Below are 15,292 nucleotides of genomic sequence, written 5' to 3'. Positions count from 1 at the left end.
TAGGTAGATATACTAATGAAAGTGTTATTTTATGCAAGAAAAATGTATATAAAATCACATTATGAGCAGATTAAGCTGTTTGATGTGCTGTTAAGGAAGAATCTATTATTTTTTGAGTGAATAGTTTCTTGCGTCAATGATTTCTTGCGCGAATATAAGTTTGCGTGGCTACTATAGCTCAATATGAGTTTTTGCTGATTTAAAAGACGAAAATTGGTGAGAGAGTTATCATTTCTTATTATGAATCAACTAGCAATTCAGCGTTGGTATGAAAGGCACTGACCATTTAAGATCATTAATCCTTATCAAGTGTGGGAGAAGTGACTTAAACGTGTGAGGAATAGAAACGCTTAATTATGCCATTTCTTGTTATATGATAATTTCTACATTGTATGGGAGTGACATAAGCTCATCCGTCATATTAACGACCAAATTTCATTTTAATCAAATCCTGAAAGTTGGTGATGATTCGAAAAGCATCTTTTAAGTGTTGACGCTCAAAACTGCCAAACTGATCGGGTTGCAGTAAGTTATTGACCGGCAAGTCAGTATGAATAGCATTGAGATGATGTTGGTAACGTAATTGGTTCACATATTGATAGGTTTCAATTAAATCTTGATAAGTCTGTTGATTTAAGGTGCCGTTGGCATAAAGCTCTTGAATACGCTCATGTGTATTAAGGCGCAGTGTGTTGTTCATCAAACTGTAAATGCGTGCCAAGTCAACAATACAACTGATGGCTGCTTTTTTGATATTAAGAACTTTATGATCTTGTTCGTCTTTTTCTAGGATTAAATGTTGAAAAATACCCAAGGGAGGGCGAGTCCGTAAGGCATTGCGTACTAAGGCGACAGTAAGATGTGGGTTATTGGTGATGTATTGATGGCGAGTAGCATTAACGGATTCAAATATCTTTTGATTGCCATAAAGGTGTCGAATCTCCATAAAAACATTTAAGTTGAGCAACAAATCGTATTCAGGATTAGTACTCCATTTTCTGAAATATTCATTCCATATGGATTGCTTATGACACCATTGTGGAGTAATTGCCATGAAACGGCCTTCACATAAGCGATACCCCAGTTCCGATAGCCCTTTGCAGACATACATAGCTAAATGTTGGAAATAAACGCGATCCGACTCAGTAGCATGGTCGTCTAAGATCAAAGCATTATCTTGATCGGAAGCTAAATGCACTTCACTTCTCGCATGAGAGCCGGCAACAATCCAAGAAAATTCACAAGGAGGCGAGCCAAAGTTTTCAATTGCCAATTCGATTAATCGATAATTAAAAGCATCGTAAATCATAGTTAATACTTGGCCGATTAGCGTTGGATCTGGACTGACATCCATGATTCCTTCGAAAGCTTGATTACGCTCTTCTGAGAGCTTTATTAATTTGGCAAGTGAGTCAGCACGATGGATCCTATCGATTAAGAAGATGGCTTGAACACTGTTTTTTTGGACTAAATGATGTGGGGTAATTAATCCAGTAACTTGTCTTTGGGCATTAATGACCGGAATATTCTGAATTTTGAATTTCATCATAATTTGCAGCGCGGATAACACCAGTTCATCTTGATAAACTGTATGAACGTGCTGTGTCATGACGAGGTTGACAGGTTGAGTGACATTAATTGCTTGCGCCACTACACGTTTAGTCATGTCTTTATCGGTGATCATACCGATTAATTGATTCGATTGATTAACAATAAACGCACAAGAGACACCGACAATATCCCTCATTTTATGGGCAACCGCTTGGATGGATTCATGCGCTTGCACCGTCACGATTCTTTGGCTGGCAATCTCGCTACAGGGTTTAAAATAATGATGACTTGAAGAGGTCATTGTCGGTAGGCGTTCAGAGTTCATGCTGTGCTATCCCCAAAGAGTTAGGCTATTGATAAAAATTGAAGGAATCTAATATTTATCAATAGCCCCATCCGAAGATGAGGCTAAAGCTATTTAAAAATACTGAACCTTACCAGAATACTGAGTAGAGAACGGCAAGGATAATCACAATGATATAAGCGGCAATGTTGAAACTTGAATCGGTTTTGAAGACGGAAGCGGTTAGGCTGATCCCTTTTGGATCATCGTCATTTTCCGAAGAGCTCAAACTCGTGAAAGCAATCACGGCCATAGTAAATAGCAAGGTGTAGAGCATTTGGTCCATAAATGGCATGTTTAATGGCATGAATTTTAGGAACAAAGCAAATGGGATTGAAAGTACAACACCTGTTACCGCACCTTTGCTGGTGGTTTTCTTCCAGAATAAGCCAAGTAAGAAGACCGCTAAGATCCCTGGGCTAACAAGGCCAGTATATTCTTGAATGTATTGGAAGGCTTGGCCTAAGTTACTTAACATTGGTGCAATTAAACACGCAATGATCAGTGATACGATAGCCGTAATACGACCCACATTCACCAGTTTGTGATCACCTGTATTTGGAGCGATGTACTCTTTATAAATATCCATGGTGAAAATAGTTGCGGTTGAGTTCAGCATTGAGGCAAGTGATGAGACAATAGCGGCAGCTAAGGCGGCAAATACAATACCTTTAAAGCCAACAGGTAAGAACTGAGTTAACCAAGGGTAAGCTTTATCCGCATGCGCCATGGATGGCAGGTTATGGGTTGCCACGTTGCCTAATTGGGCCATTAATTCCGGTGATGAGGTAATCACATATGCTGCAATCCCAGGGATCACTACCAAGAAGGGAACGATTAGTTTCAAAAATGCAGCAAATAAAATACCTTTTTGAGCTTCAGGAACCGATTTAGCTGCTAATGTACGTTGAATGATATATTGGTTAAAGCCCCAGTAATACAGGTTAGCCACCCATAAGCCACCAATCAGAACCGCAATTCCGGGAAGGTTCATGTATTGTGGATTACTTTGATCTAAGATCATTTCAAAGTGGCCCGGTGCCGCATCTGCCATTTTAGTTAAGCCGCTGAACCATCCATCCGCACCACCAATAAAATCAACGGCGACGTAAGTGGTTAATAAGCCTCCTAATACAAGGAAGAATACTTGAATAACGTCTGTCCACACTACCGCTGATAAACCACCATAAATGGAATACACTAAAGCAAAAACAGCGAGGCCAATGATAGAGTACATCAATGGAATACCTAGAATGGTTTGCAGTGCTAGACCACCAAGGTAAAGTACGGAGGTTAAATTCACAAAGATATAAAGTGCAATCCAAAATATCGCCAAGATCGTTTTTAAATTTTTGTTAAAGCGTTTTTCAACAAATTCTGGAATTGTATAAATGCCTTTCTCAATAAAAATTGGCAGGAAGTATTTACCGACAATGATTAATGTGATGGCCGCCATCCATTCATAAGAGGCAATAGCTAAACCGATTGAGAAGCCAGAACCTGACATCCCGATGAATTGTTCTGCGGAAATATTGGCAGCAATCAATGATGCCCCCACCGCCCACCATGGAAGAGATTTACCAGCAAGGAAGTAATCTTCTGTACTTTTTTGCGTCCCTTTTTTGTCTCTGGAAACCCAAAGACCAACACCGATAATGATGGCTACATAAATAGCAAACACCATAATGTCGATGGTACCTAACCCGTTTTCTATATGCGACATAGTATCAAACCTATATTTTTTTATGTTTATATGCTTGACCTTTGACTAGCCTGCTTCACGTTATGATGGCTTATCAAATGCCTTGGTTATCAATTTTGCATACGGAGTGTAAACGTTTACCTAGAGAGAGGAAGTGATAACAATCACAAATGATAAAACTTAGAAATAAATTGTTACGTTCAGAGTTTTGCTGTTTTTTTGAACAGGGTGAACACAGTGAAAATTTCGTTTTTTAATCTAAAGTCTTGACTGATAAACGTTTTACTAAGGTGGGAACATACATGCTGGTTTCGGCTTTAGCCAACTGATTATTAGCGAGGCTCAAGGCTAGCAACGTGGCTTTTTCGGCCATCAGTTGAATTGGATAGTGCATGGTCGTGAGCTTAGGGTGTAGGTATCGTGAGATGATGGTGTTATCGTAACCAACGATAGAAATGTCGTGTGGCGCATGGATACCATTTTCATCTAATACCGATAAACAGCCAGCAGCCATATAATCGTTGTAAGTGGCAATGGCGGTTAGAGGTAACCCTTTGGTTAATAAATTGGTCATGGCTTCTTCCCCTCCGGCTTCATTGGGAAGCCCATAATCGATGTAATTCTCTGAATAAGGTAAACCATAATCTTTTAACGCTTGTAAGTAGCCTTGTTTTCGATGCTCGGTATCTTCAATATCGTGATTAGAGCAAATATAACCAATATGTTTGTGACCATTTTTGATCAGAAACTCTGTTGCGGTATAAGAGCCTTTGATGTTATCGAGTGCAATACAGCGTTCAGCAATTTCAGGAATAAATCGGTTAATGATCACCATTCCTTGAATTTCTTTCGAAAATTCAATCAATTCCTCGTTACTTAATCCTTTACTGTGGATCACCAAAGCTTCACATCGATGGTGAATTAACAGTTCAATCGCTTCACGTTCTTTTTGAGCTGAATGAAAGCCATTACCAATTAATAAGTGTTTGCCTTGCGCAGTCGCAACCGTATCGATGGCTTTGACCATAGCACCAAAAAAAGGGTCAGACACATCACCGACTAACACTCCCATCGCTTGTGACGATTGATTGACTAGTGCTCTTGCTGCCGCGTTAGGTCGATAACCTAATTTTTTCATCGCCAGTGTCACCGCCTCAATGGACGTTTGGCTGGCCTTGGGAGATTTATTGATCACCCGAGAGACGGTAGCGATGGATACTTGTGCTTCTTTTGCGACATCTTTGATGGTTGCCATGGGAGCCTTATGAGTGAAAAGTCGATGTATACGTTTAACTTACCTTGGATCTTTAACGAATGGTATAAAAAAATCAATGATTAGAAAGTTAAATCATCAAGGAAAGGCTGGAAAGATTAGTGAAAAGAATAGAAGAATAAAAGAACAAAAGAAAAACAGGCGTCTCTATGTACTGAGATAACCTGTTTTTCTGGTGGGAGAGCTGGCGTATTTACTAGAGCTTAGATATAAAGGCTACATAACTTACTTTGGTAACATAACCTATTTTATCTTGGTTACATAAACACTAGCTTGGCGACAAAAATAGCCGTCAGTAGGTACATACAAATGGAGACTTCTTTTTGTTTACCGGTTGCCACTTTTAATACTGTGTAGGTAATAAAGCCTAAAGCAATGCCATTGGCGATCGAAAAGGTCAACGGCATCATTAAAGCTGTGATGGCGGCGGGAGCGGCATCGGTAAAATCATTCCATTTAATGTGTTGCATACTGCTCATCATAACAAAGGCAACATAAATTAGAGCGCCAGCTGTGGCATAGCCTGGGATCATCCCCGCTAGCGGTGAGACAAAGATGGCGGCAATAAAGAGGAGTCCAACTACCACAGAAGAGAGACCTGTCCTTGCGCCTGCCGCGACACCGGCAGCACTTTCTACATAGCTGGTCACTGGGGGGCAACCGACGCAAGCGCCTGCCACACTGGCAATACTGTCGGCTTTTAACGCTTTACGTAATGCTTTGATTTTCCCCGTCTCTGGGTCGATCAAATGGGCACGCTGAGCTACGCCCATTAAGGTGCCTGCGGTATCAAACATATTGACGAACAAAAACGCCAAGATCACACTGACCATGGAGAGCTCAAGTGCCCCGGTGATATCCATTGCCATAAAGGTAGGAGCAAGGCTTGGTGGGGTATCAAAAATGCCATGATATTCAACGATGCCCATGAAAAAGCCGATCAGTGTGACGGAAAAAATCCCGATTAATACTGCACCAAACACATTACGCTCACTTAAGACACTGATGATTAAAAAGCATAAGGCGGCTAGAACTGCGCTCGGCTGGGTGAAATCGCCTAATGAGACTAACGTTGCTGGGCTCTCAACTACAATACCGGCAGTTTTTAACCCTATCAAACCGAGAAATAACCCCACACCTGCGGTCATTGAGTAACGTAAGCTGTGCGGAATACTGTCTAAGATCCATTCTCTTAAACGGGTGTAACTCATGACCACAAACAACACACTTGAAATCAAGACCGCGCCCAAAGCGATTTGCCAGCTGTAACCCATCTCACCGACCACGGTAAAGGCAAAAAAAGCGTTCAATCCCATACCTGGAGCCAGGCCAACCGGCCAATTGGCGTAAAATGCCATTAGTAAGGTCCCAATTGCTGCGCCGACACACGTTGCGACAAACAGCGCCCCCGCATCCATTCCTGAGGTGGCCATAATAGAGGGATTAACAAAGATGATATAAGCCATGGTTGCAAAGGTGGTCAAACCGCCAATAATCTCAGACTTAACGGTGGTGCCATGCTCTTTTAGTTTGAACCAACGTTCGAGCAACCCTGCTGGTGTTGGTGATGTTTCGGTTAAGGTTTTGCTGTTTGAATTATCCACGCTGTTATTCCTTGTGGTTTGGTATCTACTTACAAACTCTAAAAGAGACTTTGCTGAGATAGAAAGCACACGACCTATTTATTTAGCCGTGATGCCTTGGAGGACATCCTGCTCTCCATACCGATTAATAGGCCCTATGGTTGACGCTGTGATGGCTATGAGAAGTGATATTCCAATCATAACGACGAGCAAAGCTCATAAGGTCGCGTTAAGGCGTTACCTCAGTTCAACTTCAATCATGTGGGGTAAAACGAAAGGGCAAATGAGTGATGAAATAGCCGTAAGTAAACCATTAACGGCTAATGGCTATTTCATCGATTTGCTTAGCTGCCGCGATAAGTCGAGAAGCTATAAGGAGAGCAAAGAAGAGGGACATGATAATGACTATCTTGATCATTAATACCAAATCGAATCGAAATGTCATCTAAAAATGGTACTTGATCTAGGGTCACGCCTTTGCTTTGGAAATAATGGGCAGTATGGAAAACGAGTTCATACTTACCGGCTTCAAAATCGGCACCATCTAACAGTGGCGAGTCGGTTCGACCATCAAAGTTGGTGGTGACGGTTTTTATTTTTTGTGCGCCTTGTTCAGTGATGCGAAACAGTTCAACTTGAATATCGCAGCCCGGCAGTCCGTTCGCCGTGTCTAAAACATGTGTGGTTAATTTTCCCATAATTGTCTCTGCTTTTGGTGGTTAGATAAAAGTAAGTTGTAAACTAAATGTGAACAGATGAATTTAATTATGTACACAACATTGTGTTAGGTAAAGTTGAGGATGCAAAAAATTCGCTTTGGATCATAACAACAGGCTAGGCTTTAAAGAGATGCTCACCATTATGGTAATGATTTAAAAAAGAAATTCATCAGAGATAAGCGTGCTAGTTTTTTTGAAAAAAAGTTCACTTTCTTGACTTGATAGTCAGTTTTTAGTGACTAAAACGCGGAAAGGTGCGCAAGTTAACAAGATGTGAACAAAATAATTTGCGATGTTTTAATAATTGTATACAATCAATAAAACAAAGATTATGTTGTTCATTAAAACCGATATGACACTTTGATAGGAAAGACATCGGGGAATTTGAATCAAGGATGATGAATAAGGAGAGGTTCATGAGCGGTGAATATCCACGTAACCTAATCGGATATGGGAAAGAGCTACCTCAAGTACAGTGGCCGAATGAAGCCCGAGTGGCAGTGTCATTTGTACTGAATTATGAAGAAGGTGGCGAACGTTGTACCTTGCATGGTGATGAAGAATCAGAAGCATTTTTATCAGAAATTATTGGGGCGCAACCTTTTCCTAATGCTCGCCACATTAGTATGGAATCCATTTATGAATATGGTAGCCGTGCTGGAGTTTGGCGTATTTTAAAGCTTTTTGAGCAATTTAATTATCCTCTAACTGCATTTGTGGTTGGTATGGCGGCAGAACGCCATCCTGACGTGATTAAAGAAATGGTAAAAGCAGGGCATGAAATTTGCAGTCATGGTTATCGTTGGTTGGACTACCATAAAATCGATCTCGAGACCGAACGTGAGCACATGTATAAAGCTATTAACGTGATCAAAGAAATTACCGGCGAGCGTCCTTATGGTTGGTATACCGGTCGAAATGGTGTCAATACCCGTAAATTAGTGGCTGAAGAAGGCGGCTTTTTATATGACTCTGATGCCTATGATGATGATCTTCCGTATTGGCATACCGAAGGACCAAAGCCTCAATTGGTGATTCCATATACCTTAGATACCAATGATATGCGCTTTGCCACGAATCAAGGTTTTCATACGGGTGAGCAATTCTTCCAATATTTAAAAGATGCGTTTGATACCTTGTATGAAGAAGGGGCGGAGACTCCAAAAATGATGTCAGTGGGCTTACATTGTCGTTTGATTGGTCGCCCAGCACGTATTCAAGGATTAAAACGCTTTATGGAATATGTGCAGCAACATGACAAAGTATGGGTATGTCGCAGAATTGATATTGCGAAACATTGGCATGAATGCCATCCCCATCCAGACATGCTCAAATAAACCACATCATCACAATAGAGCATGAATGAACAGTCGATGAATGAACCGCAGTAACGTGACTGGAAGCCAATCTGCGAGTCAATGCAAATAGTGAAAGAGGGAGCAATCGTGGCATTATTTAAAACCTGTAAACCAAGCCAAATGAACAAAGCACAATTTGTGGAAACCTTTGCTGATATTTATGAGCACAGTCCATGGGTTGCTGAGCGTACTTTTGATCAAGGCTTAGATGCGACAGCCGATGAAATTGAGCAGTTGCATGCCGCCATGTCCCAAACCATGCTGCAGGCAAGCCCTCAAGAACAATTAGATTTAATTAATGCGCACCCGGATTTAGCAGGGAAAGCCGCCATTAATGGTGAACTGACCGCTGCATCAACCTCAGAGCAGGCCGGTGCTGGGATCAGTCAATGTACACCAGAAGAATTTGCGCAATTTACCGATTTTAATGAACGTTATAAAGCACGTTTTCAGTTTCCTTTTATCATGGCGGTAAAAGGGGCGAATCGTCACCAGATCTTGGCATCGTTTGCTGAGAGGATCCACAATGATAAAGAAACAGAATTTGCAACTGCGGTTGCTCAGATCAATAAGATCGCTTTGTTTCGCCTGCAAGACATGTAAATCATAAAAGGGAATGAGGACTGTCTGAACACGAAGGGACGTTAGATTTTTGAAATTTCATTTCATTTGCAACTAACTTACCTCAATCAGCCAAAAAATAACGGAAGGGATAACATGACTGTAGACACCATAATTTCATTAGAAGTCGAACCATTAACTAAAGAAGCTTTTCAGCCTTTTGGTGATGTGATCGATAAAGAAGTCAGCGACTATTTTATGATCAACAATGGTTCCACTCGTCGCTATCATCGCATGGCGGATGTGGATGTGGCCGATAACGGTGGTGTGCCCATTATCAGTATTTTTCAGGCTACCCCTTTAGCGTACCCATTAACCATTCAAATGATGGAGCGTCATCCTTTGGGCTCTCAAGCTTTTATTCCTTTACTCGGTCATCCTTATTTAATTGTAGTGGCTGAAAAAGGTGAAAATTTGCAACCAGAAGGATTACGAGCATTTTTGAGTAATGGGCGTCAAGGTGTCAATTATCACAAAGGGGTTTGGCACCATCCAGTATTAGCCTTACAACCAGAGGATCAATTTTTAATCATTGACCGTGGTGGAGAAGGGCATAACTGCGATGAAGTGCATTTTGAACCATCAACGAAAGTCATCTTGTCACTGGATAACTTGCCGAAGAGTTAAAGGCATAGACAAAAGTTATCTAGCGTAGTCTTCTAAGAATAACTCGGTTCACCATATCCCGATTTATTCTAGACATGGAAAAGTTAAGGAGAAAATTATGGATCCGCATATTACCGAATGGCTCAATCTTGCAATTCGCTGGGTGCACATGATCGTGGGTATCGCGTGGATAGGTGCATCATTTTATTTCGTTTGGTTAGAGAACAACCTCAATCGTGTGAACCCAAAAACAGGATTGTCAGGTGACTTATGGGCGATTCATGGTGGTGGTATCTATCACCTTGAAAAATACAAGCTAGCTCCACCACAAATGCCAGATAACCTTCATTGGTTTAAATGGGAAGCTTACTTCACATGGATTACTGGTGTTTTGCTACTGGCGGTTGTGTACTACCTTAACGCGAATATCTATCTGATCGCACCAGGCTCTGAGATGGGTGTTGGCACGGCAATTGGTATTGGTGTGGGTTCGTTGATTGCTGGTTGGGTGATTTATACTTTATTGTGTGATTCTGCCTTAGGCAAAAAACCAATGCTGTTAGGTTTCGTCTTGTTTGTGTGTTTGGTGGGCGCTTCTTATGGTCTTAGCCAAGTATTCAGTGGCCGCGGAGCGTATATTCATGTGGGTGCCATCATCGGTACGATCATGGTGGGTAACGTATTCTTTGTGATCATGCCAGCGCAGCGTAATTTAGTAAAAGCGATTGAAGAAGGCACTGAGCCAGATCCGCGTCTACCTGCAAAAGGGCTGTTGCGTTCACGTCATAATAACTATCTCACACTACCTGTGTTATTTATTATGATCAGTAACCACTTCCCAAGCACTTATGGTTCTGAATATAACTGGTTAATTTTAGCAGGTTTAGCGGTGTTCAGTATTTTAGTTCGTCACTACTTTAATACTCGTCATGGCAGCCAAAAATTTGCTTGGGCGGTGCCAGTTGCAGTGTTAGGCATGATAAGTTTAGCCTTTGTTACCTCTAACAAAATGCCAACCTTCTCTGAGCCAGCAGCACCAGTTGCTCAGCAACAAGAGCAAGCTTCTGCAGCGGCGACAGCTGAAACGACACAAGCGGCAAATGAATCAACTCATGCGGATAATTCGATTTTTTCTCAAGTACAAAAAATCATGAATGATCGCTGTGTTGAATGTCATTCTGCTAATCCAACGAGCAATATGTTTGCCACGGCGCCTGCTGGTGTGATTTTAGACACACCGGAAGAGATCCGTGTCAACGCACCTCGCATTCAGTCACAAATACAGACCCGCGTAATGCCATTGGGGAATTTGACCAAAATGACCGATGAAGAACGTGATTTAGTGGTGAAATGGGTAAATGAAGGGGCAAATATCTAACAACATGTGATGTTTATTTGCATCATCCCTACCTTTATAGAGGCACCTTCGGGTGCCTTTTGTTATTTGTAACGGATTTTAAAAAGCAGTGTTCCCAATCAGAAATAGCGTCTATAGTTATCAATAATCATACAAAAGACCGCATAAGGATGGACCCTGCATGAACCAACAAACCACTAGACCTATTCCGCAAGAAGCTTTTGATTGGTATGACGAATATGCCCATGGATTAATTGATCGACGGGAGTTTTTTTCGCGCTTAGGCGGCCTGGTCGCCTTAGGTTTTACCATGACGACATTAACATCAGCCTTACTACCCAATTATGCGTTAGCTGAGCAAGTCTCTTTTAACGATCCGGACATTGTTGCCAGTTATAAAACCTTTCCCTCTCCTAAAGGATATGGTGAAGGGCGAGGTTATTATGTTGAGCCCAAGAATAAGCAGGGGTCTTTACCTGTCGTATTAGTGATACATGAAAACCGTGGTTTGAACCCTTACATTGCCGATGTAGCCCGCCGATTAGCCAAAGCCGGTTATATCGCGTTTGCACCTGATGCCTTGTACAGTTTAGGCGGTTACCCTGGCAATGACGACCAAGGTCGAGAGATGCAAAGTTCATTGGATAAAGCCAAAATTGAAGAAGATTTTATTGCGGCAGCTCACTTCTTAAAATCTGTCGACGGTAGCAATGGTAAGCTCGGTGCCGTTGGGTTTTGTTTTGGCGGTTATATTGTCAATATGCTGGCGGCCACGTTAGGTGAGGATCTGAATGCGGGGGTGCCGTTTTATGGAACGCCAGCGGAGAAATCGATTCGTTCTCATATTAAAGCGCCCCTGGTGATACAGTTTGCTAGTGAAGATCAAAGAGTCAACGCCACCTGGCCTGATTATGAAAAAGATCTTAAAGCAGCAGAGGTAGACTACGTGGCTTATGTTTATCCGAATACTCAGCATGGTTTCCACAATGATTCAACAGGGCGTTATTCAGAAAAAGAAGCAGAGCTAGCTTGGAGTCGCACTTTAGACTTGTTTAAAAAACAATTAAGTTAATGCCAATGGTACTCATTATTTGAACCTCCTTGCTTATTAAAAGGCTCGATAATAGCGTTATACTTTCGTTTATAACAAAGTTGATTGTAGAACAATAACTTATTGAAATTTTCGCTTTGTTCTCAAGTCTTTTTTCTAGGAAATATCTGAGCTGTTAATGAGTATGTTTAGCTTAATAAAATGAATTGAGCGTTATTTTTTGTTTAGGCTGCCTGTATTTGGCAGCCTTTTTATTGGTGAGTTAACAGATTAGAAATAATTTAACCAAAGGTGGTGGTTTTCTTGTAAAGTTAACAAGGGCATGTTGATTTTTCGAGCTTAAATGAAAAACATGACTGAGCTTAAAAATATGAATGAATGTACTGTTCGTTTACTTTTCATGTGAGATAGGAGGAAAAACCTATGTCGATAATTACATTTTTAATTATTGGTGCTATCGCTGGTTGGTTAGCGGGTCAAATTATGAAAGGCTCTGGTTTTGGGGCCGTCGGTAACATTGTTATCGGGATTGTTGGCTCGATTGTTGGTGGTTTTACGTTTAGCTTACTTGGGCTATCCTCAGGTGGTTTTATTGGCTCGGTGGTGACCGCAACAGTGGGAGCGGTATTACTTTTATATATTTCACGATTAATCAAATCCTAATACCGTCATTTATAAAAACAAAAGCGCCTTACTATCAATGGAACTGACCCCCAATAGAATGGCGCTTTTTGTTTGAAATGACCTCCGCACAGTTTACGCCTCATTTAACGCTCAATAATGATGTCACCCTGTTGATTCTTTTGTAAATGCGCTTGCTGATTTTTAATCAAGGTTGCTGCAAAAGCAGGTTCTACCGCTTGAAGTTGCCCTTTTGTCCGTAACGATGGATTACCCCAAGTGCTGTCTTTATACATGCCAGTTTGTGTGTATTGAATAACGACTTTCATAACGCTCTCCTACTTGTAACAAAATGTAAGCACCAATTAACAATACGTGTAACATTTCGATGCTGCACGCACTAAAAGTGAAAATTAAGTTTACGTTTTGTTAAATCTTGTTCTCTTTTCAGATAAACACGATGAGATAGGTAATGTGATTGTATTCACGTTTCCTAACAAGACTGCATAAGATTCTTAGCTTGAGTAATTTGGTTTAACTTTTTGTTTTTATTGGGTTTTGTATTTATTGCTTCCAATTTGCCAATTATTTCCACTTTTAACTGGAAAAAGAGTCGCTCCCTTTTTTTTTGCCGATAAATATGATGGCTACAAGTTATTTAATATTCATTTGACGTGGAGATACTTTGTGGAAAGCAAAGATTCAAATATCGATGAGACGCAATGGCAGTCAGAATTCGATGCATTATTTGAGCGTTCTATTCAATTATTAAAAGAAAATAATATTTATCCCGATGCTGTACAGAAGCAAATGTTATTTTCTCATTTAAAAGCAATGGTGATTCGTTCACATACCGGTGAATCATTGCCTGAAATTGAAATAGACATGTTTGAAGATATTTCCGATGTTTCACACCAGTTGGCAAAACAAGTTGTTTCATGGGTAGATAATATTGCTTTTGAAGAAACCTATTTATTATCTGTTCATTTTGAAGTGGCAAAAGAAAACGAATTAACCAGTGAGTTAGGAGCTTAATATTATGACTACAGTAAAATTAGTAATTGGCGATCGTTTAGGTAAAGGTCAAAAAGTCGGTGCGGGTGCAGAAGCCGCTGGTGCGGAAGTTACCGTGATTGCTGGGGTTGCCGCAGATATGAAATTGGGCGATGTGATGAAAGAACAAAATGCGGATTTAGGCATTTCTTTCTGTGGTAGTGGTGGCGCTGGAGCGATTACTGCACAAACCAAATATGGCTATAAAGCACGTTATGGCATGCGTTCTATCGAAGAGGGTGTGACTGCCATTAACGAAGGTTATAACGTCTTAGGGTTTGGTTTTATGGATAAAGAAGAATTGGGCCAAAAACTGATTGAAGCATATAAAGCAAAATATAACGGCTAAATTATGAAAGAATCTAGAACAAGCAAAGTGTTGGTGAAAGGCAGTGGTAAAACAAAAAATGAAGCCATGAGTCATGCTTTAAGCCAAATTCAAAAAACAATCTTAAAAGAAAGCGAAAAGATTATTTTAAGAATTGAACCGGTCGATGTTCATATTGTGAGCTCAACGTATAAAGAAGTGAAAGAACGATTTTTATTTCTATTTTTACCAAGAATAAAAACCATTTATTTTTTAACGTTAGAAGTGACGGTTGATATTACTTTGTTTGATCTAGATAAAGTGGAATTTACTTCAGTTTAATGCTCAAACAATAGAATTAAATAAAAGGTAATAATATGTTCTTAATTATATTAATTAAGTCCCTCATCATCGGCGCATTTGTTGGTGTGGGTGTTGGAGTCGGGGCTGCTCGAATGTTCCATGCTCCAACCGTACAAGGAATGGGCGCATTTCGTACATTAGGGGAATTAAACTCGTGCGAAGGTGATCCTGCTTCTCACTTCTCTTTTGGTTTGGGCTTTTTCTTTAATGCATGGGCATCGTCGGTTGCTGCTGGTGCATTTACTCAAGATGTGGATCACCGAATTATTCCTAACTGGGGTGCGGCGGCGTTGCTCGTCAAAAATCGTAATGTGGCAGAAACCATGCATAACCCGAAAAAAATGGGAATTGCGTGCGGCATTATCGGCATGATCGTGGTGGCTTTTTTAAACTCAACCGCCTCTGCGGTGCCTGAAACCTTGCAAATCACTGCGGTGAAAGTGCTGGTGCCTGCCGCCAATTTATTGGTCAATGTTGCCATGCCGGTGATCTTCTGGTTAGCGGCAATTGAAGCCGGACGTAAATCAGGATTTTGGGGCACTATTTTTGGTGGATTGGCACAACTTATCATGGGGAATGCCGTTCCTGGGTTGGTACTGGGCATCTTGATTGGTAAAGGCGTTGAAGACAGCGGCTGGAATAAAGTCACCAAGATTATGTTAGTAGCGGTTATCGCCTTGTTTGCTTTAAGTGCGTTCTTCCGCGGGTTTGATATCGAAGTCTTGGAATCGTTTCGAGTTAATGTGCCGCAATGGCTACACATGATCCATAGCAAGTAAGGGTT

The 15,292-nt window shown here is 41.0% G+C and carries 16 protein-coding genes; 10 read left to right on the top strand and 6 right to left on the bottom strand.

Annotated features, from left to right (window positions below; genetic code table 11):
• Nucleotides 1–421 precede the first annotated feature (421 nt).
• The 5 genes from VCA1004_RS14215 to uraH all read right to left on the bottom strand — a co-directional run bounded on the left by VCA1004_RS14215 (nt 422) and on the right by uraH (nt 7,150).
• A complete protein-coding gene (locus VCA1004_RS14215) occupies nt 422–1,876 on the bottom strand; it encodes a DUF294 nucleotidyltransferase-like domain-containing protein (RefSeq protein ID WP_086981095.1) in 1,455 nt (484 codons plus the stop codon).
• Nucleotides 1,877–1,985: 109 nt separating this feature from the next.
• The gene (locus tag VCA1004_RS14210) at nt 1,986–3,617 is read right to left on the bottom strand and encodes a sodium/sugar symporter (protein WP_086981094.1); all 1,632 of its coding nucleotides are present in this window, start codon (nt 3,615–3,617) and stop codon (nt 1,986–1,988) included.
• 232 nt (nt 3,618–3,849) lie between these two features.
• Complete coding sequence (locus VCA1004_RS14205) at nt 3,850–4,851, bottom strand: substrate-binding domain-containing protein (RefSeq protein ID WP_086981093.1); 1,002 nt, start codon at nt 4,849–4,851, stop codon at nt 3,850–3,852.
• 275 nt (nt 4,852–5,126) lie between these two features.
• Nucleotides 5,127–6,473, bottom strand: coding sequence for an NCS2 family permease (locus VCA1004_RS14200; protein ID WP_086981092.1), 1,347 nt, complete (start codon nt 6,471–6,473; stop codon nt 5,127–5,129).
• Nucleotides 6,474–6,796: 323 nt separating this feature from the next.
• Nucleotides 6,797–7,150: a hydroxyisourate hydrolase gene (uraH, locus tag VCA1004_RS14195; protein ID WP_086981091.1), complete on the bottom strand. Its 354-nt coding sequence runs from the start codon at nt 7,148–7,150 to the stop codon at nt 6,797–6,799.
• Between the two features lie 437 nt (nt 7,151–7,587).
• On the opposite strand from uraH, the gene puuE reads away from it, so the two are divergent.
• The 6 genes from puuE (at nt 7,588) to VCA1004_RS14165 (ending at nt 12,827) form a co-directional block, all read left to right on the top strand.
• Nucleotides 7,588–8,508: an allantoinase PuuE gene (puuE, locus tag VCA1004_RS14190; protein ID WP_086981090.1), complete on the top strand. Its 921-nt coding sequence runs from the start codon at nt 7,588–7,590 to the stop codon at nt 8,506–8,508.
• Nucleotides 8,509–8,616: 108 nt separating this feature from the next.
• The gene (gene uraD, locus VCA1004_RS14185) at nt 8,617–9,132 is read left to right on the top strand and encodes a 2-oxo-4-hydroxy-4-carboxy-5-ureidoimidazoline decarboxylase (RefSeq protein ID WP_086981089.1); all 516 of its coding nucleotides are present in this window, start codon (nt 8,617–8,619) and stop codon (nt 9,130–9,132) included.
• 114 nt (nt 9,133–9,246) lie between these two features.
• On the top strand, nt 9,247–9,777 hold the full coding sequence (locus VCA1004_RS14180; RefSeq protein WP_086981088.1) for an ureidoglycolate lyase: 531 nt from the start codon (nt 9,247–9,249) through the stop codon (nt 9,775–9,777).
• Between the two features lie 97 nt (nt 9,778–9,874).
• Nucleotides 9,875–11,134 carry a urate hydroxylase PuuD gene (locus VCA1004_RS14175; RefSeq protein WP_086981087.1) on the top strand — a complete coding sequence of 420 codons (1,260 nt, stop codon included), beginning with the start codon at nt 9,875–9,877 and terminating at the stop codon, nt 11,132–11,134.
• A 160-nt stretch (nt 11,135–11,294) separates the two neighbouring features.
• Nucleotides 11,295–12,185, top strand: a complete 891-nt coding sequence (locus VCA1004_RS14170) for a dienelactone hydrolase family protein (RefSeq protein ID WP_086981086.1) — start codon at nt 11,295–11,297, stop codon at nt 12,183–12,185.
• A 402-nt stretch (nt 12,186–12,587) separates the two neighbouring features.
• A complete protein-coding gene (locus VCA1004_RS14165) occupies nt 12,588–12,827 on the top strand; it encodes a GlsB/YeaQ/YmgE family stress response membrane protein (protein WP_086981085.1) in 240 nt (79 codons plus the stop codon).
• A 104-nt stretch (nt 12,828–12,931) separates the two neighbouring features.
• On the opposite strand, the gene VCA1004_RS14160 is transcribed toward VCA1004_RS14165, so the two are convergent.
• Entirely contained in the window at nt 12,932–13,114 is a 183-nt protein-coding gene (locus VCA1004_RS14160) for a hypothetical protein (RefSeq protein WP_086981084.1), read from the bottom strand.
• A 358-nt stretch (nt 13,115–13,472) separates the two neighbouring features.
• Between VCA1004_RS14160 and VCA1004_RS14155 the strand changes: the two genes are divergently transcribed.
• From VCA1004_RS14155 to VCA1004_RS14140, 4 genes are read left to right on the top strand one after another with little or no spacing between them, the layout of a single operon-like run.
• Nucleotides 13,473–13,820, top strand: coding sequence for a transcriptional regulator (locus VCA1004_RS14155; protein ID WP_086981083.1), 348 nt, complete (start codon nt 13,473–13,475; stop codon nt 13,818–13,820).
• A 4-nt stretch (nt 13,821–13,824) separates the two neighbouring features.
• Nucleotides 13,825–14,187, top strand: a complete 363-nt coding sequence (locus VCA1004_RS14150) for an SFCGS family glycine-rich protein (protein WP_086981082.1) — start codon at nt 13,825–13,827, stop codon at nt 14,185–14,187.
• A gap of 3 nt (nt 14,188–14,190) precedes the next feature.
• The gene (locus tag VCA1004_RS14145; protein WP_086981081.1) at nt 14,191–14,487 is read left to right on the top strand and encodes a DUF4312 family protein; all 297 of its coding nucleotides are present in this window, start codon (nt 14,191–14,193) and stop codon (nt 14,485–14,487) included.
• Between the two features lie 35 nt (nt 14,488–14,522).
• Nucleotides 14,523–15,287 (top strand): DUF4311 domain-containing protein, encoded by a 765-nt coding sequence (locus VCA1004_RS14140; protein WP_086981080.1) that lies wholly within the window; start codon nt 14,523–14,525, stop codon nt 15,285–15,287.
• The last annotated feature ends 5 nt before the right edge of the window (nt 15,288–15,292 follow it).

The sequence above is a fragment of the Vibrio aphrogenes genome (genome assembly GCF_002157735.2).
Taxonomy (GTDB): Bacteria; Pseudomonadota; Gammaproteobacteria; order Enterobacterales; family Vibrionaceae; genus Vibrio; species Vibrio aphrogenes.
Note: the sequence above shows the minus strand (reverse complement) of the source record. Positions and strands in the feature narration are given on the sequence as shown.